Below are 21,795 nucleotides of genomic sequence, written 5' to 3'. Positions count from 1 at the left end.
CCGGGATCGTGGAAGAAGGGCCCGGCCTGAATTCCCATACTAGGATCGTTCTGAAGGACGGCGAACGCGGCGATGATGCCCTTTCGCCGAAGACGGAGACGATCCGATGACAGATGATAGGCAGCCTGGCGTCACCAGGCGAACAATTCTTGAAACCGGGACCGCAGCAGGCTTTTTCCTCGTGACGGGATTGCCGGTGAGGGCCCAGCCGCAGCCGGCGGCGATGGCGTCCGCCGCCCCAACGCAGGTAGAAACCGTTCCCCTGACCTTGCGCATCAATGCGCGCGACTTCGCCGTCGATCTAGACCCCCGGACGACGCTGCTCGACACCTTCCGCAATAGCCTCGGGCTGACCGGCTCGAAGAAGGGCTGCGACCATGGGCAGTGCGGCGCCTGCACGGTGCTCGTCAACGGACGGCGAATCAATTCATGCCTGACGCTGGCCATCATGCACGAGGGCGACGAGATCACCACGATCGAGGGATTGGCACAGGAAGGCGAGCTGCACCCGATGCAGGCGGCTTTCGTCGAGAGGGATGGCTTCCAGTGCGGCTATTGCACGCCTGGCCAGATCTGTTCCGCCGTCGGCATGCTGCAGGAGGCGGCGAGCGGCTGGCCAAGTCATGCCACTGACAACGTTGCCGCCGACACGGTGGAACTGACGGAAACGGAAATCCGTGAGCGTATGAGCGGCAATATCTGCCGGTGCGCTGCCTATCCGAACATTGTCGCCGCGATCCGCGATGTCAGTAAAGAGGCTTGAGGCATGAGATCTTTCACCTATCAGCGGGCAACGAGCTCGCAAGAGGCGATCGCCGCGGTCGCCGCCAACCCGGATGCCAGGTTCATCGCCGGCGGAACCAACCTCCTCGATCTGATGAAACTTGGAATCGAGCGGCCGTCGCATCTCGTAGACATCAGCCGGCTGCCGCTGGCCGAGATAGAAGACACTCCGGAGGGAGGGTTAAGGATCGGCGCCGAGGTGCGCAACAGCGATCTCGCCGCCGACCTTCGGGTGCGGAACCGCTATCCCGTACTGGCCCAGGCACTGCTTGCCGGCGCGTCGGCGCAGATCAGGAACAAGGCTTCCACGGCGGGCAACCTTCTGCAGCGCACGCGCTGCTATTTCTTTTACGACCCCAACATGCCCTGCAACAAGCGTCAGCCGGGTTCCGGCTGCGCGGCGATCGAGGGCTTCAATCGCATGCACGCCATCCTCGGCACGAGTTCGGCCTGCATCGCGGTTCATCCCTCCGACATGGCCGTTGCCATGGCTGCACTGGATGCGCAAATCGAGACCGTCACGCCCGAAGGCGAAACGCGAGCCATTCCGATCGGCGATCTTCACAGTTTGCCGGGCGAGACGCCGAATGTGGAAACGGTGCTGCGGCACGGTGAAATGATAACAGCAGTCGTTCTGCCACCACCGCCCGCCGGTCGGCAGATCTACCGCAAGGTACGCGACAGGGCTTCTTATGCCTTCGCGCTCGTTTCCGTCGCAGCCGTGATCGATGCCGGAGCCGGTCGGGTCTTAAGCGCACGCATCGCGATGGGAGGCATCGCGCCGAAGCCCTGGCGGCTGTCCGAAGCCGAACGGCTGTTGAGCGGAGCGGAACCTTCCAAGGAGACCTTCGAGCAGGTGGACGACGCCGCATTCGCCAAGGCCAGAGGCTCGGGCGACAATGACTTCAAGATAATGCTCGCCAGGCGAACGCTCCGCGCCACGCTTGCCGCAGCAATCCGAACTGCATGAGGGCCCCCATGTCGGAAAACCGAACCAATGCATCCCCTTCGCACACAAACGAAACCTATATAGGCCGGCCGCTCGACCGGGTGGACGGACGGCTGAAGGTCACCGGTGGCGCGCCCTATGCCTATGAACATGTCGAAATCGCCGGTGCAGTTCATGGCTATATCCTCGGCGCCGCAATCGCGAAGGGCCGTATGGCCGCGATCGACACGGCGGAAGCGGAAAAGGCACCCGGCGTGCTTTATGTGATGACCCACCGAAATGCTCCGTCTCAGCCCGATTTCGGCCCGTCGGTGACGCCGACCGTCCCGGAAGTGTTCACCCGGGCGCGGCCGATGCTTTCCGACGACCGGGTGCGGTTCTACGACGAGCCGGTGGCCCTGATCGTGGCAGAAACCTTCGAGGCGGCAAGGGCCGCGGCAAGCCTGATCCGCGTCCGTTACGAGACGGAACCGGGTCGTTACGACATGGAGGCCCACCTTGCCGAGGCCTACGCGCCGCAGCGCACCAATGCGGGTTTCGAGACCGACAGTGCCGTCGGCGATTTCGAAGGCGCCTTCGCCGCCGCGGAAGTCAGGCTCGACGTCTCCTATACGACGCCTTACCAGCATCACAACCCCATGGAGCCGCACGCGACCACCGCCGTCTGGTCGGGCGATGACCTCACCATCTATACCGGGGCACAGACGATCGCCAATTTCCGTGCCGGTATCGCCAATACGCTTCAACTGCCGCCGGAAAGGGTGCGTATCGTCAGCCCCTTCGTCGGCGGCGGGTTCGGCGCCAAGCTCATCGTCCATGCCGACACCGTTCTTGCCGCGCTGGCTGCCAGGGTGGTGGGGCGGCCGGTTAAGATTGCCCTGACGCGTCAGCAGATGTTCGCCAATGCCGGGCATCGGGCCAAGATGAAGCACGACGTCCGCCTCGGCGCCGACAGAAACGGCAGGCTGGTCGCCATCTCGCACGACGTCTTCTCCGCGACTTCGGGTTTCGAGGAGTTCTGCGAACAGACCGCCGTGTTCGTACGCGCGCTCTACGCCTCCCAAACCCGGCGCACGCGTCACCGCTTGATCGGCCTCGACACCAATCGGGGCGAATGGATGCGTTCGCCGGGCGAGGCGCCGGGCATGCTTGCCTTCGAATGCGCGATCGATGAGATGGCGGAGCAGCTCGGCCTTGATCCGATCGAATTCCGCATCCGCAACGAGCCCACGCGCGATCCGGAGCGGGATGTGCCCTTCTCCACCCGCAACCTCGTCGCCTGCATGCAGGAAGGAGCGAAACGCTTCGGCTGGAAAAGGCGCAATTCTCAGCCGCGCGCCATGCGGGATGGCCGGTTTCTGGTCGGCTACGGGATGGCAGCTGCCATGCGGCCGAACTATATCGGCGCGACGCGCGCCAGGGTGCGCCTTGGCGGAAACGGACACCTCACCGTTCAGGCCGACATGACCGATATCGGCACCGGCACTTATACGATCCTGACGCAGATCGCGGCCGATGCCACCGGCCTGCCGCCCTCAGCCATCACCGTCGAATTGGGCGACAGCAATTTTCCCCGCACCGCCGGTTCCGGCGGCTCCTGGGGTGCTGCAAGTTCCGGCTCAGCGGTCCACAATGCTTGCCTCGCCCTTCGCGAGCGGATTGTTGCCGAAGCGCGGCGGGCGGATCCGTCCCTTGCGAGCGTTGCGGCAGGCGATGTGGACTTTGCCAATGGCGAAATCCGCTGGGCAGGGCGAGGCGAACCACTCGGCCAACTCGTCGGCCGGCTCGCGCCTTCCGGCATCGAGGCGGAGGGCCAGGTGGAACGGGGAGACGATTACCGCAACTTCTCCCAGCACTCCTATGGCGCTCATTTCGTGGAAGCCGGCGTCGACATCGACACCGGCGAAATCAGAATACGCCGCATGTTGAGCACGATCGGCGCTGGCCGGATCCTCAATCAGAAGACTGCCCGCTCGCAGGTCATCGGCGGAATGACCTGGGGTATCGGTGCGGCCTTGATGGAGGAAAGCGTCCTCGACCCGCGCTACGGGCACTTCGTCAACCACGACTTGGCGGAATATCACGTGCCGGTGAATGCGGACGTGCCGTTTCTCGAAGTCGTCTTTCTCGAAGAGCATGACGACAAGGCGAATGTGCTCGGCAGCAAGGGCATCGGTGAGCTCGGCGTCTGCGGAACGGGCGCGGCCGTGGCAAACGCGATCTACAATGCGACCGGCGTGCGGGTGCGGGAATTCCCCATCACGCTCGACAAGCTCTTGGCCGGCCTAGCCTGACGGAGAGCGCGATTGGTGACCGCGTTTCGGTTGAACGAAGCGGAGTGACGGCAAAAGCGGAGGACGACACCCCCGCTTCTCCATGTCCTGCGCAACGACTTAAAACCTAACAGCCCGAAATAAGGATACGGGCCTCGCTCAGTATGGATCCGGCCCGTGTCATCGTCGATGGTGATGTGTACCACCTTGCAATATAACTCTGGCTTCGGTCGCGGGGAAAACGGTCAAGACCAGAGGGTCTGCCGGCTCCCTCTTCCGGCTCCATTCTGCCAGCTACTGCCCTGGTCTGGGTTCCTGCGTTGTCGGGTCCATGCCGCCAGTTCCCGGTTTCCCTTGGTGATGCGATGAGAAAGCATTCCTGGCGTGCTCACTCGAGTGCTTGGTTCAACCGCCTTTGGGTACAAAACCAATTCCGAATCCGAATAAACGACCGATCTTTTCCAATGTTTCGAGAGTTGGGTTCGCGGTGCCTGCTTCGATCTCCGCAACTTGGCGTCTGGTAAGCGACAGTGTCTTGGCAAACTCTTCTTGGGTCATGCCGAAACCCTTTCGGATTTCTGCCACAGCACCGGGCAGCCTTAGGTCGCCAGTACGAGCACGCTCGGCCAGCGTTCGACGGTTTTCAAGAACCTCTTCTTTCGTGGGTTTCTTCCACCGAGCCATTCAACGGTTCTCCGACATCATTGGCACGCCGCTAGAAGGCTGTCCGTTATCGCGAAGCAGCGTCCCATCGCACGGTCCAGTATCTCTGGAGACGCGCTCAAATCTTTCGCCATGGCCGGAGCCCGGCGCAGATGTTCGGCAAACTCGGAAAGAGCGGTCGCAAGCGCTTTCTGCTCTGCAGGATCAGGCATCAGTTCGGCGGAAATCCGTTTCCAATTGGGGAGGTGGTCAAGACCGCCGTCACGCATCATCGCCCATCGGGTGGAGCGAACGATACCCTCCTTGGCAAGCCGCATCGGCGCGAAATCAAAAAGCGGAGACAGCCGGATCGTGCCGTCCTGGTGTTTGCTCAATGCGGAATTCCGACCGTGATTGTCGGGATTACCGAGCGCCAGATTGGCGATGTCGCGCTTCAGGTATTCTACAATGTCCGCGAAGGGATCGGCCGAATTTTGACGCAGAACGTCGATATAGGCCTCATGCGTGCCGACATGGCCGAAATCGGCAATGCCGATCGCGGATACAAGGCTTTCCTGCCCTAGCCGGACGGTTCCGCCGCTTTCTTTTTTCTTCCGGTCGAAACGAGGAATAATCAGGACGCCTTCGGCATAGGTTGATGGTTCGCTGACATTCAGACCGATCTCTTGAGCGATCCGCGAATAGAGGGCTTCGCCTTCGAGGATCAGGCGGTCCACAGGCTCGTTGCTGCGTACTAGCTTGACGATGACGTGGCGCACGGCCTCATCATCGGTCACGAAGCTGTCGGGATAGTAGAGCCCGTCATTCGCCTGGGTCATCGAGACCTTCGGCCATTCACCTTGCAGGCCGCTTGAGCCGGAGGCGAGCATTCCAAAGCGATCCGCGACTTCCATGAAACGATCGGAGCGCTCTAGGATTTCCGCTTCTGTAACCCCTTGGCGCTCAACACCGCGCAGCCGTTCCGTTTCAGCCTCGGTCGCTTCCTTGATCCGGATATTGCCTATGCCGCCTGTCGCGGATCGGAGAAGCAGCGGCAGATCGGAAGCCCGTGAGCCTTCAGCAAGGCTGAGGTGCTCGGCAAGTTTTCGCCTTGCATGCCCCTGGGGTATAAGATCCAAAAGGAAGGGAGGCCAGCTGCGGCTATATCGGTTTTCGAGGTCAACAGGATAACGTACTGACAATGCGCGATGGTCGCGGACCATCTTTCCAGCCGCGAACTCCGCTGATGCCACATTGACGAAATAGTCGAGATCGTAATCGACGATAGACGCGCCCTGGAAGCCGGCGGCGGCGTCCTTGATTTCCACCGTCGCAGCGTAATGCCACTCACCATCAAAATGGGTTTGGAGCGTTAGGCGCATTAATTGACCCTTTCAATGGTACAAATAATGCATTTTTTCCATTTATTCAACCCATCAAAACGGGTGAATAGCTACCGCTAGACCTACCAACTACCGAAACGGCCATGAAGCATTCTGACCCTGCTGACCGTTTTCGACCTCTCCGCCGGGCTGCGCGTGAGATGGCGCGATGAGTGATCTTTCCTGCCCTGTCTTGTGCTTGGTTCCGGCACGTTGGTTTTTACGATAGGCATGCCTGGTCGGGCATGACACTTGCTCAACGCGCAGATCGAAATCCATGCGGACGGCATGATCCGCCTCCATGTCGGGCGCATAGAAATCCCATTCTGCGCATTACAGAGGCGCCGCAGGTCGAGATATATCTGATCGCCCGGCCCGGCGAGCCGCCGCTGGGGTGTCGGAGAGGCCGTGCAAGGGCGGTGCGGGGCCGCCGTCGCTAACGCCGCGGCTTCATCGGATGCCGAACAAGATGGCCGCCGCTCAACCCATGAATCCAGTGTTTATTGATCTATGGCATGCGGCGACGATGGTCCGTTGTTCGGGTCCACCGAGGCCATGAACGGCCTGACTGCGAGCATGGCGATCAGAACCAGCACGACAATGCTCGCCAGAAGGATGGTACGTTTGCCCATGTGAACCTCCGCAGGTTGTTCCTGCAAACCCGCAGATAACAGGAGAGTTCCCTTCCGCCGGTCCGCAAATACAGCCTTGCCGATGTCAAATCTGACTGGCGAGGTGCGCGAGATGGATTCCTCTTTGGCCTTGATCGGATCAGAAAACCAGATACAAATCAAAAAATGCATTGAGGGAGCGCATTTTGAGCAGTCGGTTTCTGATGATCACGCCTGAGGACGGCAAAGAAGTACTCAAGTGTCTTGCAGCCCCCGCCCGGCTCTCTATACTGGAACTGCTCCATGCAAGCGGACCGCTCAATGTCAACGACATTGCCGACAGGCTCGACCTGCCGCAATCCACCACGTCGACGCATCTGAACCAGATGGAAGAGGCCGGATTGATCCGCACCGAGGTTCAGAAGGCGCGCAAGGGCAGTCAAAAGATCTGCCATGCCGTCCACGACGAGATCGTCATAAGCTTTTCCAGCCCGAAGGAAACGGTTGATGAGGCGATCGAGGTGGCGATGCCGGTCGGCCTTTACAGCGGATATGACGTCTTTGCGCCCTGCGGTATGTGCTCGCAGGAAGGCATTATCGGCTATCTCGACAATCCCGATACCTTTCTGGCGCCGGACCGCATGAAGGCGGGCCTCCTCTGGTTCACCCGCGGCTATGTGGACTACCAGTTTCCCAACAATGCCAGGATAAAGGGAGCAGAAATCCGGGAACTGGAACTGCTTCTGGAACTGTCCTCGGAAGTGCCCGGAACGTCCGATAACTGGCCGTCGGACATCACCATCTCCATTAATGGCAAGCCGATTGTCACCTGGACTTCACCTGGTGATTTCGGCGACCGCCGCGGCAAGTATACGCCGGACTGGTGGAAGCTGCGCGGCAGCCAATACGGCGTCCTGAAAAGTTTTCGCGTCACGCCGACCGGCACCTTCATCGACGGTGTGCGCGTTTCCGACACCTGCCTTGCCGACCTCGCCTTGCTGGAGCACCGCTCGATCCGGCTACGCATAGAAGTGCCGGAGACGGCGAAACACCCGGGTGGCATCAACATCTTCGGCCGAGGCTTCGGCAATTACGACCAGGACATCATCCTGCGCCTGAAGGCCTGAGCGACCCCTGCTGCAAAATTCCAGCGACCGGCTTGACGGCCGACCGGACCCGTGTATTTTATCCTTAATTCAGATATATATCTGATAATATGATATGCATGGGAGGAAGAGAATGCGGGCAGCCGGGACCGTCCACAGCGGTTATGTGGTCAGCACGATCGACGCGCGACTTTATGGCTCGTTCATCGAGCATCTTGGACGCGCGGTCTATAGCGGCATCTATGAGCCCGATCATCCGACCGCCGACGAGAACGGCATGCGCCGCGACGTCATCGACCTGGTGCGTGAGCTGGATGTGCCGATCGTGCGCTATCCCGGTGGCAATTTCGTCTCCGCCTATAACTGGGAGGATGGCATCGGGCCACGCGAGGAACGTCCCGTCCGGCTCGATCTCGCCTGGCACAGCTCCGAGAGCAATCACGTCGGCATCCATGAATTCGCCGACTGGGCGAAAGCCGCCGGCACCGAGATGATGCTGGCGGTCAATCTCGGCTCCCGCGGCCTCGACCAGGCACGTGCCTTCCTCGAATACGTCAACCATCCCGGCGGCAGCTACTGGTCGGACCTGCGCCGCAAGAACGGCCGCGAGGAGCCCTGGAACGTCAAGATGTGGTGCCTGGGCAACGAGATGGACGGCCCCTGGCAGATCGGCCAGAAGACGGCGGACGAATATGGACGGCTGGCCTTTGAAACCGCGAAAGCCATGCGCGCCTTCGACAAGTCGATCGAGCTTGTCGTATGTGGTTCTTCCTCGCCGAAGATGCCAACATATCCGGCATGGGAAGCGACCGTGCTCGATTACACCTACGATTCCGTCGACTACATCAGCCTGCACATGTATTTCGACAATCACGCCGGCGATACGGCCGCCTATCTTGCACAGAACGCCAAGCTCGACGACTACATCGCCACCATCGCCGGTGTCATCGCCTTCACCAAAGCAAAGAAGCGGTCGAAGAAGGATGTCTATATCAGCTTCGACGAGTGGAATGTCTGGTATCATTCGCGCGAGCAGGACCGGAAGGTTCTGGAGGGCAAGGACGGCTGGCCGCACGCCCCGGCGCTTTTGGAAGACATCTACAATTTCGAGGACGTGCTGCAAGTCGGCTGCATCCTCAATACTTTCATCCGCCGGTCGGATGTGGTGAAGGTCGGCTGCCTTGCCCAACTCGTCAATGTGATCGCACCGATCATGACCGTGCCAGGTGGTCCGGCCTGGCGTCAGACAACCTATTATCCATACCTTTTCGCCTCCCGTTACGGACGCGGCAAGGCGCTGCAGCTGGCACTGGATTGCCCCGGCTATGCGACGGATTTCGCCGACAATGTCGCCTATCTCGACATCTCCGCGGTGGAAACGGAGAGCGATGGCGCACTGACCTTCTTCATCGTCAACCGCCACCAGAGCGAAAGCATCGATCTCGATCTCGCGCTGGAGGGGTTCGGCGAGCGACGGGTGGTGATGGACAAGGTGATGGAAGGGCACAGCCTGCGCGCGACGAACGGTCCTGAAACCGAAGCGATCGTGCCGCAGGACGGCACCGGGGTCGACGCTTCGGGCAGACGGCTGCGGGCGAGGATTTCGCCTCTCAGCTACCGGATGATCCGGCTCGGCGCCTGACCGCGGCCACGACAGGGAGGAGGAACCATGTCGGCATCGATCAAAATCAGCAATGTCACCAAGCACTATGGCGCATTGACCGTGCTCGACGACATCTCGCTGGCCATCCAGCCGGGAGAATTCGTCGTCTTCCTTGGGCCTTCCGGCTGCGGCAAGTCGACCTTGCTTCGCATGATCGCCGGGCTGGAAGACGTTTCGGCGGGAACGATCTCGGTCGGGGATGCGCGGGTGGACACGCTTCCTCCTGGACAGCGGGGGGTTGCCATGGTCTTCCAGTCCTATGCGCTTTATCCGCATATGACGGTGGCGCAGAACATGTCCTTCGGGCTGGAAAACATCAAGATGCCGAAGGAGGAGATAAAGCGGCGCGTCAAGGCGGCAGCCGAAACCCTGGAGATCGGCCACCTTCTGGAGCGCAAGCCGCAGAAACTGTCGGGCGGCCAACGCCAGCGCGTCGCCATCGGCCGCGCCATCGTCAAGGAGCCGAAAGCCTTCCTTTTCGACGAACCGCTCTCCAATCTCGATGCGGCGCTTCGCGGCCGCACTCGGTTGGAGCTTGCCCAACTTCATGCCCGTCTCGGCAGCACCATGATCTTCGTCACGCATGACCAGGTCGAGGCAATGACGCTTGCCGACCGCATTGTCATCATGCACGACCGCAGGATCGAGCAGATCGGTACACCAATGGAGGTCTACCAGAAGCCGGCGACGCGCTTCGTGGCGAGTTTCATCGGCTCGCCCGCCATGAACTTCCTGCCTGTCACCGCCGTGCAGAACAATCCAGGCGGCCTCGCCGTCACGACTGTCGGCATAGGCACGCTGCAAACCGCGATCCATCCCCAGGCCGGGTTCTCTCCACGGGGTGCCACTCTCGGCATCCGCGCCGAAGACATCGTCGTGCTGCCGCAGGGACAAACGGGAACGCCGCTCAAGGCGGAGGTCATCGAGCGGCTGGGGGACAGATCGCTCGTCTACGGCGTGCTCGAAGACGGCACGAAGCTGACTGTGGAGGTAGATGGCCGCAGCGCGCTTGTCATCGGAGACAGCCTGCATATCAGCTTCGACCCGGCCACCCTCCACCTCTTCGATGAAAGCGGCCAGGCCCACCGGACGGGGGGCGATTGATGGCAAAGACCTACCGTCGCAGCCAGTGGAGCCATGGGCTGTTCATTCTGCCCTATCTTTCGGCATTTGCTCTGCTGCTCGTCTTCCCGTTGTTCTGGGGTATATGGCTCAGCCTGCACAAGGTGGATCTTTTCGGCCCCGGCCGTTTCGTGGGATTGGCCAACTATGTCCGGGTGTTTGCCGATCCGGTCTTCCTCCAGGCACTTCGCAACACGATCGTCTTCGTAATCGTCAGCGTTCCCTCGCTGGTGGCGCTTGGGCTTTTCCTCGCGCTCGCGCTCAACAGGACGACCCGTGCGACCTCTTTCTTCCGCGGGCTGTTCTTCTCGTCTTCCGTCCTGTCGGTCACCATCGTGACATTGATCTGGCGCTTCGTGTTCATTCCGGGCGACGGCCTGATGTCGGTTATCTTCAAACACTTGGGCGCCGAGCCGATCCACTTCCTGTCGACCAGCGGGTGGTCGCTATTTTCGATCGGCGTGGCGACCGTCTGGTGGTGCCTCGGCCTGCCGATGATGCTGTTCCTTGCCGCGCTCCAGCAAATTCCGGCGGATCTCTACGAAGCCGCCGCGCTCGACAATGCCAGTCCCTGGCGCGTACTGACACGCATCACCCTGCCCTCCATCGCGCGCACCATCATGCTGGTGACGATCATCCAGATCGTCATGCAGTTCCAGCTGTTCGGACAGGCGCAATTGATGACCAATGGCGGCCCCAACGGCACCTCACGTCCGCTTGTCATGTACATTTATGAAGTCGGGTTCGTGCGCTGGGATATCGGCAAGGGCGCGGCAGCCTCGCAAATTCTGTTCCTCATCATCCTATGCGCGGCCATGGCCCAATACGTCGTCTCGACGCGCAAGACGGAGAACTGAGCATGGCTGCGAACAACAAGACTTACAAACCCGACGCCTTGACGACCAATCCTACGCTGCTGTGGATTGCCGGCGTGCTTTCGGTGGTCATGATGGCCCCGGTTGCCTGGCTGGTCGGACTATCGATCAAGAACAACCAGGAACTGATGCTGGGTACGGATTCGGTGTTCCGGCTTCCCTACACCGCAGTCAATTATCTCAACATCCTGCAAACCTCGCGGGTGTTCGGCTGGTTCTTCAACAGCCTGGTCGTGGCGAGCGGCCAGACACTCGGCGTCCTGGTGCTCTCCTCGCTGGCGGGCTATGCCTTCGCCAGGCTGGAATTCCCGTTTCGCCGCACATTGTTCGTCATTGTGCTGTTCGGACTTGCTGTTCCCGAGCAGGCCGTGATCATCGCGCGCCACCAGATGTTCAACTGGTTCGGGTTGCACAACACCTATCTTGGCCTCATGCTGCCGGGATTGTCCTCAGCTTTCGGCGTCTTCCTGATGACGCAGTTCTTCCGCGCCATCCCGAAGGAGATCGACGAAGCGGCGCTGCTCGACAACGCTTCCCAGTTTCGCATCTTCTGGAAGATCATGCTGCCGCTCACCCTGCCCGCGCAGGCCACGCTCGGTATTTTCACCTTTCTGCATGGATGGAACGACTATTGGTGGCCGCTGATTTCGGCAACCAAGAAAGACATGTTCACGCTGACGGTCGGCATCGCGTCGTCCCAGACGAATTTCGCGCAGAGCGAGGGCTTGGGCTTTCTGGCCTCGCAGGCCGTGTTCGCAAGTCTGCCGGTGCTTGTCGTCTATCTGATTTTCCAGCGCCACATCGTCACCGCCGTGTCAGGCGGCGCTGTGAAGTAGCCTGGTGCGGCCGGGAGGAGTTCGGTCGCGCCAGTTTCAATCAACGGGCCCGAGCGCCCGAAACCGAAGGGAGAGAGACTGCCATGAGACGTATCCTTTTAAGCACTGCAGCACTGATTGCCCTCACATACGGCTCCGCTGCCCAGGCAAATACGACGATCGAACTCCAGCGCTTCTTCGGCGCATGCGATGCCGATTACGGCAATGTCACTGACGTATCCTCGGCGGTCGGTGAGTGCGGCATCATTACCGCGCTGATCAACAAGTTCGAGGCCGACAATCCGGATATCAACGTGAATGTTACGACCGTCGAATGGCCGGGCTACGATCAATTGAACGCACAGCTTGCCTCGGGGGCGGCCCCCGACGTGGTCTCGATGCACTATTCGGCGATCTCCGACTATCAGTCCCGCGGCCTGATCGAACCGATCGACGAGGTCCTCGCAAGCCAGGGCATCTCGCCCGACAGCTTCACCGATGCGGCTCGCGGTGGCGTGACAAAGGAAGGCCAGATATTCGGACTTCCCTTCGACAACTGGACCATGCTGTTCCATGTCAACCTCAATCTGATGAAGGAGGCGGGTCTCCTCAACGCCGATGGCACGCCGATCCTGCCGACCTCCGCCGACGAACTGATCGCGCAGGGCAAGCAGTTCAAGGAAAAGACCGGCAAGCCCTATCTCGTGCAGATCCTTGCAAACGAGACGGCGTCCTATGCCCGCATTCTCTACACCCTGTTGCAACAACAGAAAGCCGATTTCTTCGCCGACCCAACGAAGATCAAGTTGAACACGCCTGAAGCCAAGGCCGCGGTCGAATTGATCAAACGCACCAAGGACGAGGGAATTACCACGCTCGGGCTCGACTATGCGGCCGCCGTTTCCGCTTTTGCCAATGGGGACGGAGGCATATCGGTCAACGGCACCTGGTTGATCGGCGACTATGTCGCGCAAGCGGAAAAGGCGGGTACGGCGCTTTCCGGCGGCTATACCGTCTATCCGGTGCCGCAATTGTTCCCTGCGCAAGACAGTACCTATGCCGATGGCCATAGTTGGGTCATGCCCAAAAAGGACCGCTCCCCCGAACAGACCGCGGCGATAGCCAAGCTGTTCAAGTTCCTGGCCGAGAACGACTTCCAGTGGGCACGCACCGGCCACCTGCCGGCTGTGAAGACCGTGTTCGACATGCCGGAGTTCAAGAGCCTGCCGCACCGCGAGAACATTGCGGAGATTGCCGAGACCGGCCGCTCGCTGCCCGCCGCCGTCCAGCGCCAATTCGCCATCCAAGACATCATCGGTGACGAAATCGGAGCTGCCGTGAACGGCGACAAATCGATCGAGGATGCGCTTTCCGGTGCGGAAAGCCGGATCAACGACTTGCTTGCCAATATCTGAGCTGTCGTCACCACGCGGCAAGGATATTTCCACTGCCTACCTCCCACGGGGCTCTGCACGGCTGCGGTCGTATGGAGCCCCACCGGGTCAAAACTCGCTTAGATTGCCGAATCTAGGAAGAAAGGATTGCAGACTGGCGCTGCGATGAATAAGCTCCCCCCGCGGCACGAATGCCGCTCAGCTCACGAGGATGTTTATGGCTACCGGTACGGTTAAGTTTTTCAATCAGGACAAGGGTTTTGGGTTCATCACGCCCGACAATGGTGGAGCAGATGTGTTCGTCCACGTGTCGGCGGTGCAAGGTGGATCGCTCCGAGACGGAGACAAAGTCAGCTACGAGCTGGGTCAGGACCGCAAGACCGGAAAGTCGAAAGCGGAAAACGTCACACTGGCTTGATCGGCGCCCTGCGCTAAATGGCCCTTTAGCGACGCCGCTTGTTCCAAGCGGCGTCGGCATTGCCGTGCAAAGTACGATCGCATCATCGTCGATGATGGCGACTTGAAAACTAGCGCGGTTCAAACAACAGTATAATGGAGAGGGCGATCAACAACGGTCCCATCCATCGAAAATGCCGTGTGATTTTAACAACCCACGGAACTTGAGTATTGACCTTCACATAGCCAAGGCCTGCCGCCGTCATCCACATACCGGCGCAGAACATGATGATCTGGTCAATGTAAGCCATCTGCCGTTAATTCCTTACCCGTTCCGGAGAATTGAACCGTGAGTCTCGCTCCCAGGCAAGGGAGAATTCATGGCTACGTTCGCGTGCTGTTCTGCCGTCAGACTGACGGAAAAGCGATGGACCGCCTAATCATCGTGGACGGACATTTGGTGCGCTTGGCATGGTGGCTCTAAACTGAGTCGCCCTCTTTACCACCATGATGTGACCGATTGGACCGCATTCTTCAGGAGGCCTGCTGATCTGGTTTCTGGCGCCGCTCGTCAAGGCATTGCAGGCGTTATGTTGGCAAGCGGCTACATCTATGTGCTCTGGCGTGAACGCATCCGCTAAATGAGCGCGAGGCCGGTTTTTGCGAAATCGTCGCCTTTGTACAGCAGCTTGAGCCGATACGCTTTGGCGCAGGCGTACGCAAAGCAATCACCAAAATTCAGATCTGCCGGATGGCCAATTGCCTTTCCGTAGATTGTGGCCACATCGAGGGCGCGTTTCCCAATCTCGCTGGAGATATCGATCTCGCGCGCTTCAATATCTTGCACGAATAGGTCGACCGCCTCCCGGGCGATCTCGAGCATCTCCGGGGTGGGAGCGGTCGGCTTCTTTGTTTGTTGCGCCCGGGCGCGAGCAAGCGACACAGTCGCCTCGTAGCGAACCAACGGCGAAACGAAAAAGGGTCCGTCGCTTTTCTCGAGCCTGTCCAGCAGCTCATCCGCATCCGCTTCTGGCTTCAGGATAGCGACGATAGCTGAGGCGTCGATGAACATCATATATCACCCCACATTTCGTCGGTGTATTTCTTCATGTCGAAATCGGGATCGCCAAGGCCAATCTCTTGCGCCTTGGCGCGCGCGCGGGCAAGCTTTTCGCGAATTGGCATGGCGTTCCGGGTGCGCTCGATCTCATGGCGCAGGGCGCGCCGAACCGCCTCAGTCTTGCTCGGTGCATTAGTAAGTCTTTGCAATTCGACGGCGAGGGACAGCACGTCATCATCACGAACATAGAGCGGCATCTGGATATCTCCTTCGTGGATATCCGAGTATCACATTTATGGATATTCAGCCAGTCCATTCTAACGAGAGCGATCAAGAACTTTTCGTCGGCTTATGGCATTGCGACATCCGCCGCGCATCACCCCCCGTGAACCTGAGCGGGGCCACAAGCATCGGTCCGAGCCCGTCATGATTTGATGTTGTTTATCGTGGACGTCTGCAGCGTTGCCTTTTCGGCAATCTCTAAAGCAAAAAGCTGAACTTCCCCACAATACCTGTTTCTGGAACAGTATCTGGGAGGTTTTCTGCTCTGGTTTCGCAGAAGCCTGGAGGGGATCATCATGACCTACGTTATCACGGCGCCGTGCATTGACGTCAAGGATGGCGCATGCACCGTCGCCTGCCCTGTCGATAGCATTTATGAAGGCGGACGGATGTTCTACATCCATCCCGAGGAATGCATCAATTGCGGCCTTTGCCTATCGATCTGTCCTGTCGATGCGATCGTCTGGGATGAGGAGATCACCGACGACAACCGCCTGTTCCTCGACGTTAACCGCGAGTTTTTTTATTCGTCCGTGACCGGGATCGGATCCCCGGGCGGGTGGGATCGAAGCCGTTCCGTGGCAAAGGATCATCCTTCCATAGCGGACTTCCCGAAAAACATGACAGCATCGCACTCATAATCGGAAGAGAGCGGCGCGCGGCGAAACCCTCCAACTTCGTGCGGCTTCTTGGCACAAAATCTCTGCGCACATTGCTGGAATTTTTTGAACAACGAGAAGCGGGTGGTCATTCCCACTCGGTGTAGAAGTCGCGGGTTGCTCGTGCGAGCGCTAGTGCGCTAGCGCGCTCCGCCTGCAATCGAGGCAAATCGCCGCGTGCCTGCTCCAGTAATTCCCGTCGCGCGGCCTCGAATTCGATATGGATCAACTGACCGTCACGCATGATTTCCCGCCCCGCGACGATTAATCCCTTGGCATGTGCGCCGCTCATGCGGGCCATCAAAACCTCCGTCTCATCAACGTCGTCAAACAGACTGTCGGCAATGAGCGCTGCGTAGTCGATGACCACGTAGTCCTCAGCCGCCGGCATGTTGAGGACCTTCGCGCCGGTCCAAATCGCGGCGTCGAACAGATCGGCCGCAGTGAGACTGCGGGTAACCTCGCGACCGCCGTGCAGCAGATAGGCCAGCCGCAGCTCGCGCCAGAGATCCTGGTCGTCGTCGAATCCGGTCCCGTCGAGGCCGATGGCGAATTCAGGCCCCTTCCGTGTCATTGTCGGTAGGGGCGCGACGCCCGAACGCAGCCTGAGATTGGCCGACGGGTTGGATACAAGCTGCACGCCACGCTCGGCAAGCAGATCCAGTTCATCCTCGTGAAGCTGGACGCCGTGGGCGACGGCAAGCCGCGGCGAGAGGAAGCCGATCTCGTCGAGATAGCGCACCACGCCCTGTGGAAAGCGCCGGTCGAGCCAACGCCGCTGGCGTGGGCTTTCGAGCAGGTGCATGTGGATACGACGGCTGTGCAGCGCCGATACCTCGGCGATGGTTTCCAAAAGCCTGTTCGAGCACCATTGCGGGCCGATAGGCCCGAATTGCACGTCGATCATGGGATTGTCGTTTTCGGCCGCCACCTGCAGGACAGCCTCGATCTGGCGGGCGATCGGCGCATAGCGGGGGACCGAAGGGGCGAGCACCGACCAGTCCTCTGTCGACAGGAAGCGCCTCAACCGCTGCGGCCCACCGTCATAGGCCCAAGGGTCAAAATCGAGCAGCGGACAAGACAGGGCGAGCCGGATGCCGACTTCGGATGCCGCCCGGATTACTGCCCCGGCCTCCTCGACCAGACGGTCGACGTTGAGCGAGTTGTGGCAATGCATGGTCGCGCCGATGCCGGTCAGCGCCAGCCGGGAGAAGGCTACGAGCGCCTCCAGATAGGGATCGGTGCGCGGCCGCAAGCGTAGCGACGGGATCCAGACCTCGAGCGCATCGTCGACGCAGCCAAAATCGAGCGTGCGGATACCGTAGCCGTGATCATGGGCATTGACGGGCGCGGGCATGAGGAGTGCGCCTGGCCTCAGCGCCTCGGCTGGAACTCTGGCCGGTAGACGGTCGTGCAGGGCGGGCTCATGGCCGGGCCGCGGCAGAAAACGTATACCGGGGCTCTGGGTCAAGTCTGTATAACCTCAATGATGGTGTCGCTGTATTTCTGGAGCCCACGGCTGAAGGCCTCGATCACGGCTTCGGCGGCATGCGTCAATTGCCGCCGTTTCTGCACAAGAATGCCGATATGGAGGTTCTGCAGCCGTGATCCCGAGATCGGCAGCGGGACGATATCGCCTGATTTGATTTCGTCCATGAAGCCGAGCGGCGTGAAGAAGGCCACCCCCTGGCCCGACATGATGAAGGGCTTGAGCATCATCTGACTGTTGGAGATGACGAAGGAACGCCCGGTCCGCTCAAACACCGAGAGCTCGATCTCGATCAACGACCGGATCGGCTGCGTGTCGAGTTGGAGAAGCAGATTGAACTGCGAGCACTGGAGAAGGGAAACCGTCTTGTGTTTCGCCAAAGGATGGTTCTTGCCGACGCACGCCACCAGCGGCATCGGGACACGAAAGACCATCTCGGTGTCGTCAGGCCGGGCAAGGTCGAAGGTCAATCCGAGATCGACATCGCCCTTTGCGACATAGTTGGTAATGTTACCATGACCGGCTGTCTGTATGTAGAAGCTGACCGCGGGATGCTGCGCATGGAACGCGCTCACCTGCTCGGGCAGGAATTTGACGGTCAGGCTATCCAGGCAGGCCACACGCACGCGGCCGGTCTTCTTTCCCTGCATGGCGCCGAGATCGCTGCGCAGGATTTCAAACTCCCGCAGCGTTCCCTTTGCATGCCGCAACACCTCCTCCCCGGCTGCCGTCAGGCGCAATCCGTTAGAAAAACGCTCGAAAAGCGTAATCCCAAGTTCATCCTCGAGCTTCTTGATCTGACGGCTGAGCGCGGATGTTGCGACGTGCAGTTCTTCCGAAGCCTTGCGGATCGAACCGGAGCGGGCTACCGCGGCGAAATATTTTAAAATACTTGCGTGCATACCCTTCCCCGGTTCGACGCTGCTGTCTATCGCATGTCTATCGGCCTCTCCAGACCGGCGCACGCTTTTGCTGGAATGCCGCAACGCCTTCCGCCGCATCATCGCTCTGTAAGGCCTTGATCAGAGCCGGTGTCCTTAAGGATTGGGCCTCGGCCGGCGAGAGGTGCCCGGTGCGGTTTACCGTCTGCTTGATAGCCTTGAGCGAGAGCGGTGCGCAGGCGACGATCTCAGCAACCCAGAGGTCGACTGCTTCGTCCAGCCCTTCGGCCGGCACGACTTGGTTGACGATACCGAACTCGAACATCTCTGCCGCACTGAACTGCTTGCCGGTCATCAGCACCGCCATAGCGCGATTGAAGGGGATCTTCCGCTGTAGCAGCACCATGCCGCCATCGAGTGGCATGCGACCGACGCGCGCTTCCGGCAGGCCGAAGCGTGCCGTATCGGCGGCGATGACGATATCGCAGCCGAGCACCATCTCGAAGCCGCCGCCCAGCGCGAAGCCGTTGACGCGGGCGATCACCGGCACGTCAAGGGACCGTCGGAACGCCAGGCCGCCGAATCCGTCGGGCCGGCTCTCGACCCAGTAATCGACACCAGATTTTCCGACACCCTTGAGGTCGGCGCCGGCACAGAAGGCCTTCGGCCCGGCCCCGGTCAGCACAACGCAACTGACGTCGTCGCGGGCTTCGATCTCGCGCCAGATCCGGTCCAGCTCCCGTTCCGTCGTCGCATCGACGGCGTTCATGCGTTCGGGACGGTTGAGCGTGACGCGCGCCACGCGGTCGGCAACGGCGAACTCGACGCTCATGCCGCGTTCCCCCGCCGGGTGGCATTCAGCGCGCCAAGGATTTCCTCGTTATGTTCGCCAAGACGCGGGGGCGCGATGCGGACGGAAACGGTTGCTGCCGACATGTCGATCGGCGAACCGATCAGGCGGATGGGACCGGCGGCCGTCTCGCCCGCTTCGAGGATCATCTTGTTGATCAGCGTCTGCTCGTCTTCGAGCGCCTCTCCGATCGAGCGGACAGGTGCGCAAAGGATATCCACCGCCTCCAGGCGCGCGATCCAGTGCGCCGTCGCCTTTTTCGCGAAGTTTTCGCGGAAGACCGCCTGAAGCTCAGGGCGGTGCGCCATCTGGGAGTCGAAATCGGCGTAGCGGGGCTGAAGCGACAGATCATCGATCTCCAGCGCCACGCAGATGTCGCGCAGCGGATTCTGCTTGAAGGCGCCGACCATGACGATGGCACCGTCAGTCGTCTCGAACACGCCGGTCAGCGGGAAGGCGCCCCAGTTGAGTTCCTTGTTGCGCATCATATGGACGGTACCCTCCTGCATTTGCATGGCGAGCATCGAGGAGTAGAGGCTGACGGCGACCTGCTGGCCCTCTCCAGTCTTATCCCGATGAAGCAACGCCAGCAGGATACCCTGAACGAGATGCATGCCAGCCGAGAAATCGGCCAGCGGCGTGGCGTAGATGGAGAGCGGATGGCTCTGGTCGGACTTTCGGCGCATCACGCCCGAGACCGCCTGGGCGAGCACGTCCTGCCCGCCCTTGTGTTCGTAGGGCCCGGTCAAGCCGTAGCCTGTGCCGACCGCATAGATCAGCCGCGGATTGCGCGCCTTCAAGGCGGCGTAGCCGAAGCCCATCCGCTCCATCACGCCCGGACGGAAGTTGTTGACGACCACGTCTGCCCCGTCGACGAGCGCGAGCACCGCTGCGCGCGCGTCCTCGCGCTTCAGGTCGAGCGCAAGGCTACGCTTGTTGCGGTTGAGTGAGCAGAAGACAGGATTGTTCAGCCCGTCCGGATCGGAACCGAGCGACCAGCGCGACAGGTCGCCGATCTTCTCCTTTTCGATCTTGATGACGTCGGCGCCGTAGTCGGCGAGCATCTGCGTGCAGCACGGACCGAGCATCACCTGCGTGAAGTCGATCACGCGGATGCCGGAAAGGGGGAGGTTTGTCATTCCGCTGCCTCCAGGTAGCTGGCGTTCGCGGACGGAATGTCGCCAGGATCGGCCCCTTGCGCCCGCATCAGTTTCTGAATGGTTCTGATATCGGCTTTACGAACGGTCGTGCCGGCGTTGAGCGCCACCGTCGCGGCGATGCCGGCAGCCTCGCCCATGGCCATGCAGGGCGGGATCTCACGGCTTGACTTTTGCGCCTGCGGCGTCGCCGAATAGTGACGGCCTGCCACGAGGAGCTGGTCGATCTCCTTCGGAAGCAGCGCGCGATAGGGCGTATAGTAGTCGCGGCCGCGGCAAACCGTGTCGGCGAAATGCCGGCGGTTTATGACGTCCTCCTTGGTCACTACATACTCGCCCTGCAGCATGCGCGTCTGGCGCACGCCCGTCTGGGGCGCGAAATCGACTACAAAGGCGTTCTCGAAACCGGGAAGCTTCTCGCGAGCAAATTCCAGCAAGCGGCCCATGCGGGCTCGGCCTTCGAGTTCAGCCGCCGTCAGGTCTTCAACCTTCAGGCCGGAGAGCTTCGGCATGTGCGGGCAGTTGAGCCAAACGACACCCGGCAGCGGGGTCTTCAGCCACCAATAAGCCCAGCAGCCGCCGATCAAACGCTTGGCCTCATGATCGAGCACCTTGAAGCGCGCCGGCTCCTCGAATTCGAAGCGCTCTGCCGCCTCGGTGTCGACCCCGCCCCAGCGCGAGACGGTGGTGAGGATGAAGCTGTCCTCGACATGGGCGGCGCCCGCGTTCGCCGCAACGTCGAGGTCGCCGGTCGCGTCGATCACGACGCTGCCCATGATTGCCTCGAGGCCCGCCTTGGTCTGGCAAATGACGCCCTTGATCACACCATCCTCGACAATCGCCGAGGAGAACCAGCTGTGGGTGCGCAGCTTGACGCGCGTTTCCGCGAACAGATCGTAAGCTGTCTGCTTGAATGCATCCGGGTCAAAAGCGGCGGCGTAGCAGATCGGATGCGGCGCAGAAGGCGTGTGGAAGTCGAAAAGCCCCCAGCGCGCCCAGCGCCGCCAGCTTTCCGGCAGGTCGCGAGCATCGAGCTGGCGATCGTTCTCATCGGGCACGACGCAAAGGTTCTTCTTGCGCATGCGTTCGATCATCTCCGTGCAGATGCCCTGCACGGTGATTTCGAGCCCGTTCACCATATCGTCAAGCACGAGCACCATACCTCCCGCGGCCAGGCCGCCGGCATAGGGATAACGTTCGACAAGTGTCACGCTCGCGCCGTTGCGGGCTGCGGAAACAGCTGCGGAAATTCCCGCCGGCCCCCCGCCGACGACAACGACATCGGAGCGATCGACGACTGCCGCAGCCCCCTCTGGTACTCTGATCGTATTGTTCATTGTGTTTTCCTCCTGTCGGGCAGACCGACGCAATAGCGACAGCGGGCGGCGACCGCCGCACTCGGTTGA

General features: G+C 60.6%; 22 protein-coding genes. 11 read left to right on the top strand and 11 right to left on the bottom strand.

The genetic code is table 11. The features are described 5' to 3' along the window. Positions 1–106: 106 nt before the first annotated feature. Genes YH62_RS05155 through YH62_RS05145 form a run of 3 tightly spaced genes read left to right on the top strand, consistent with a single transcriptional unit; the run spans position 107 to position 4,026 of the window. Positions 107–763, top strand: coding sequence for a 2Fe-2S iron-sulfur cluster-binding protein (locus YH62_RS05155; RefSeq protein WP_046793124.1), 657 nt, complete (start codon positions 107–109; stop codon positions 761–763). Between the two features lie 3 nt (positions 764–766). Further along, entirely contained in the window at positions 767–1,753 is a 987-nt protein-coding gene (locus YH62_RS05150; protein ID WP_046793123.1) for a xanthine dehydrogenase family protein subunit M, read from the top strand. Positions 1,754–1,761: 8 nt separating this feature from the next. Continuing rightward, positions 1,762–4,026 (top strand): xanthine dehydrogenase family protein molybdopterin-binding subunit, encoded by a 2,265-nt coding sequence (locus YH62_RS05145; RefSeq protein WP_046793122.1) that lies wholly within the window; start codon positions 1,762–1,764, stop codon positions 4,024–4,026. A gap of 384 nt (positions 4,027–4,410) precedes the next feature. Here the strand turns inward: YH62_RS05145 and YH62_RS05140 are convergent, their stop codons facing one another. From YH62_RS05140 to YH62_RS30995, 3 genes are all read right to left on the bottom strand, one after another. Then, positions 4,411–4,689 (bottom strand): helix-turn-helix transcriptional regulator, encoded by a 279-nt coding sequence (locus YH62_RS05140; protein WP_046793121.1) that lies wholly within the window; start codon positions 4,687–4,689, stop codon positions 4,411–4,413. A gap of 17 nt (positions 4,690–4,706) precedes the next feature. Beyond that, on the bottom strand, positions 4,707–6,029 hold the full coding sequence (locus YH62_RS05135) for a type II toxin-antitoxin system HipA family toxin (protein ID WP_046793120.1): 1,323 nt from the start codon (positions 6,027–6,029) through the stop codon (positions 4,707–4,709). Positions 6,030–6,529: 500 nt separating this feature from the next. Further along, complete coding sequence (locus YH62_RS30995; RefSeq protein ID WP_280950041.1) at positions 6,530–6,661, bottom strand: hypothetical protein; 132 nt, start codon at positions 6,659–6,661, stop codon at positions 6,530–6,532. Between the two features lie 185 nt (positions 6,662–6,846). Between YH62_RS30995 and YH62_RS05130 the strand changes: the two genes are divergently transcribed. From YH62_RS05130 to YH62_RS05100, 7 genes are all read left to right on the top strand, one after another. Continuing rightward, positions 6,847–7,767 (top strand): metalloregulator ArsR/SmtB family transcription factor, encoded by a 921-nt coding sequence (locus tag YH62_RS05130; RefSeq protein WP_046793119.1) that lies wholly within the window; start codon positions 6,847–6,849, stop codon positions 7,765–7,767. Between the two features lie 112 nt (positions 7,768–7,879). Beyond that, positions 7,880–9,388, top strand: a complete 1,509-nt coding sequence (locus tag YH62_RS05125) for an alpha-N-arabinofuranosidase (protein WP_046793118.1) — start codon at positions 7,880–7,882, stop codon at positions 9,386–9,388. A 27-nt stretch (positions 9,389–9,415) separates the two neighbouring features. Further along, positions 9,416–10,513: a sn-glycerol-3-phosphate ABC transporter ATP-binding protein UgpC gene (gene ugpC, locus YH62_RS05120; protein ID WP_046793117.1), complete on the top strand. Its 1,098-nt coding sequence runs from the start codon at positions 9,416–9,418 to the stop codon at positions 10,511–10,513. Next, positions 10,513–11,388, top strand: coding sequence for a sugar ABC transporter permease (locus YH62_RS05115; protein ID WP_046793116.1), 876 nt, complete (start codon positions 10,513–10,515; stop codon positions 11,386–11,388). Before ugpC ends, YH62_RS05115 begins: the two co-directional genes overlap by 1 nt. A gap of 2 nt (positions 11,389–11,390) precedes the next feature. Next, positions 11,391–12,242 (top strand): carbohydrate ABC transporter permease, encoded by an 852-nt coding sequence (locus YH62_RS05110; protein WP_046793115.1) that lies wholly within the window; start codon positions 11,391–11,393, stop codon positions 12,240–12,242. Positions 12,243–12,325: 83 nt separating this feature from the next. Next, entirely contained in the window at positions 12,326–13,636 is a 1,311-nt protein-coding gene (locus YH62_RS05105) for an extracellular solute-binding protein (RefSeq protein WP_046793114.1), read from the top strand. Positions 13,637–13,832: 196 nt separating this feature from the next. Beyond that, the gene (locus tag YH62_RS05100; RefSeq protein ID WP_046793113.1) at positions 13,833–14,033 is read left to right on the top strand and encodes a cold-shock protein; all 201 of its coding nucleotides are present in this window, start codon (positions 13,833–13,835) and stop codon (positions 14,031–14,033) included. A gap of 109 nt (positions 14,034–14,142) precedes the next feature. On the opposite strand, the gene YH62_RS05095 is transcribed toward YH62_RS05100, so the two are convergent. The 3 genes from YH62_RS05095 to YH62_RS05085 all read right to left on the bottom strand — a co-directional run bounded on the left by YH62_RS05095 (position 14,143) and on the right by YH62_RS05085 (position 15,328). Beyond that, complete coding sequence (locus YH62_RS05095; RefSeq protein ID WP_046793112.1) at positions 14,143–14,322, bottom strand: hypothetical protein; 180 nt, start codon at positions 14,320–14,322, stop codon at positions 14,143–14,145. A gap of 326 nt (positions 14,323–14,648) precedes the next feature. Next, positions 14,649–15,086 (bottom strand): type II toxin-antitoxin system VapC family toxin, encoded by a 438-nt coding sequence (locus YH62_RS05090; protein ID WP_170986319.1) that lies wholly within the window; start codon positions 15,084–15,086, stop codon positions 14,649–14,651. Beyond that, positions 15,083–15,328 (bottom strand): type II toxin-antitoxin system VapB family antitoxin, encoded by a 246-nt coding sequence (locus YH62_RS05085; RefSeq protein WP_046793110.1) that lies wholly within the window; start codon positions 15,326–15,328, stop codon positions 15,083–15,085. The genes YH62_RS05090 and YH62_RS05085 overlap by 4 nt, the downstream gene beginning before the upstream one ends. A 321-nt stretch (positions 15,329–15,649) precedes the next feature. On the opposite strand from YH62_RS05085, the gene fdxA reads away from it, so the two are divergent. Next, on the top strand, positions 15,650–15,994 hold the full coding sequence (gene fdxA, locus YH62_RS05080; protein WP_046793109.1) for a ferredoxin: 345 nt from the start codon (positions 15,650–15,652) through the stop codon (positions 15,992–15,994). A 106-nt stretch (positions 15,995–16,100) separates the two neighbouring features. Here the strand turns inward: fdxA and YH62_RS05075 are convergent, their stop codons facing one another. Genes YH62_RS05075 through YH62_RS05055 form a run of 5 tightly spaced genes read right to left on the bottom strand, consistent with a single transcriptional unit; the run spans position 16,101 to position 21,726 of the window. Continuing rightward, on the bottom strand, positions 16,101–17,483 hold the full coding sequence (locus tag YH62_RS05075; protein WP_046793108.1) for an amidohydrolase family protein: 1,383 nt from the start codon (positions 17,481–17,483) through the stop codon (positions 16,101–16,103). Then, positions 17,480–18,403 carry a LysR family transcriptional regulator gene (locus YH62_RS05070; protein ID WP_046793107.1) on the bottom strand — a complete coding sequence of 308 codons (924 nt, stop codon included), beginning with the start codon at positions 18,401–18,403 and terminating at the stop codon, positions 17,480–17,482. The genes YH62_RS05075 and YH62_RS05070 overlap by 4 nt, the downstream gene beginning before the upstream one ends. Positions 18,404–18,440: 37 nt before the next feature. Beyond that, positions 18,441–19,214, bottom strand: coding sequence for an enoyl-CoA hydratase-related protein (locus tag YH62_RS05065; protein ID WP_046793106.1), 774 nt, complete (start codon positions 19,212–19,214; stop codon positions 18,441–18,443). Continuing rightward, a complete protein-coding gene (locus YH62_RS05060; RefSeq protein WP_046793105.1) occupies positions 19,211–20,371 on the bottom strand; it encodes a CoA transferase in 1,161 nt (386 codons plus the stop codon). The genes YH62_RS05065 and YH62_RS05060 overlap by 4 nt, the downstream gene beginning before the upstream one ends. Then, on the bottom strand, positions 20,368–21,726 hold the full coding sequence (locus YH62_RS05055; RefSeq protein ID WP_046793104.1) for an FAD-dependent oxidoreductase: 1,359 nt from the start codon (positions 21,724–21,726) through the stop codon (positions 20,368–20,370). Before YH62_RS05055 ends, YH62_RS05060 begins: the two co-directional genes overlap by 4 nt. Positions 21,727–21,795 lie beyond the last annotated feature (69 nt).

The organism is Rhizobium sp. LC145 (assembly GCF_001005825.1).
Taxonomy (GTDB): domain Bacteria; phylum Pseudomonadota; class Alphaproteobacteria; order Rhizobiales; family Rhizobiaceae; genus Neorhizobium.
Note: the sequence above shows the minus strand (reverse complement) of the source record. Positions and strands in the feature narration are given on the sequence as shown.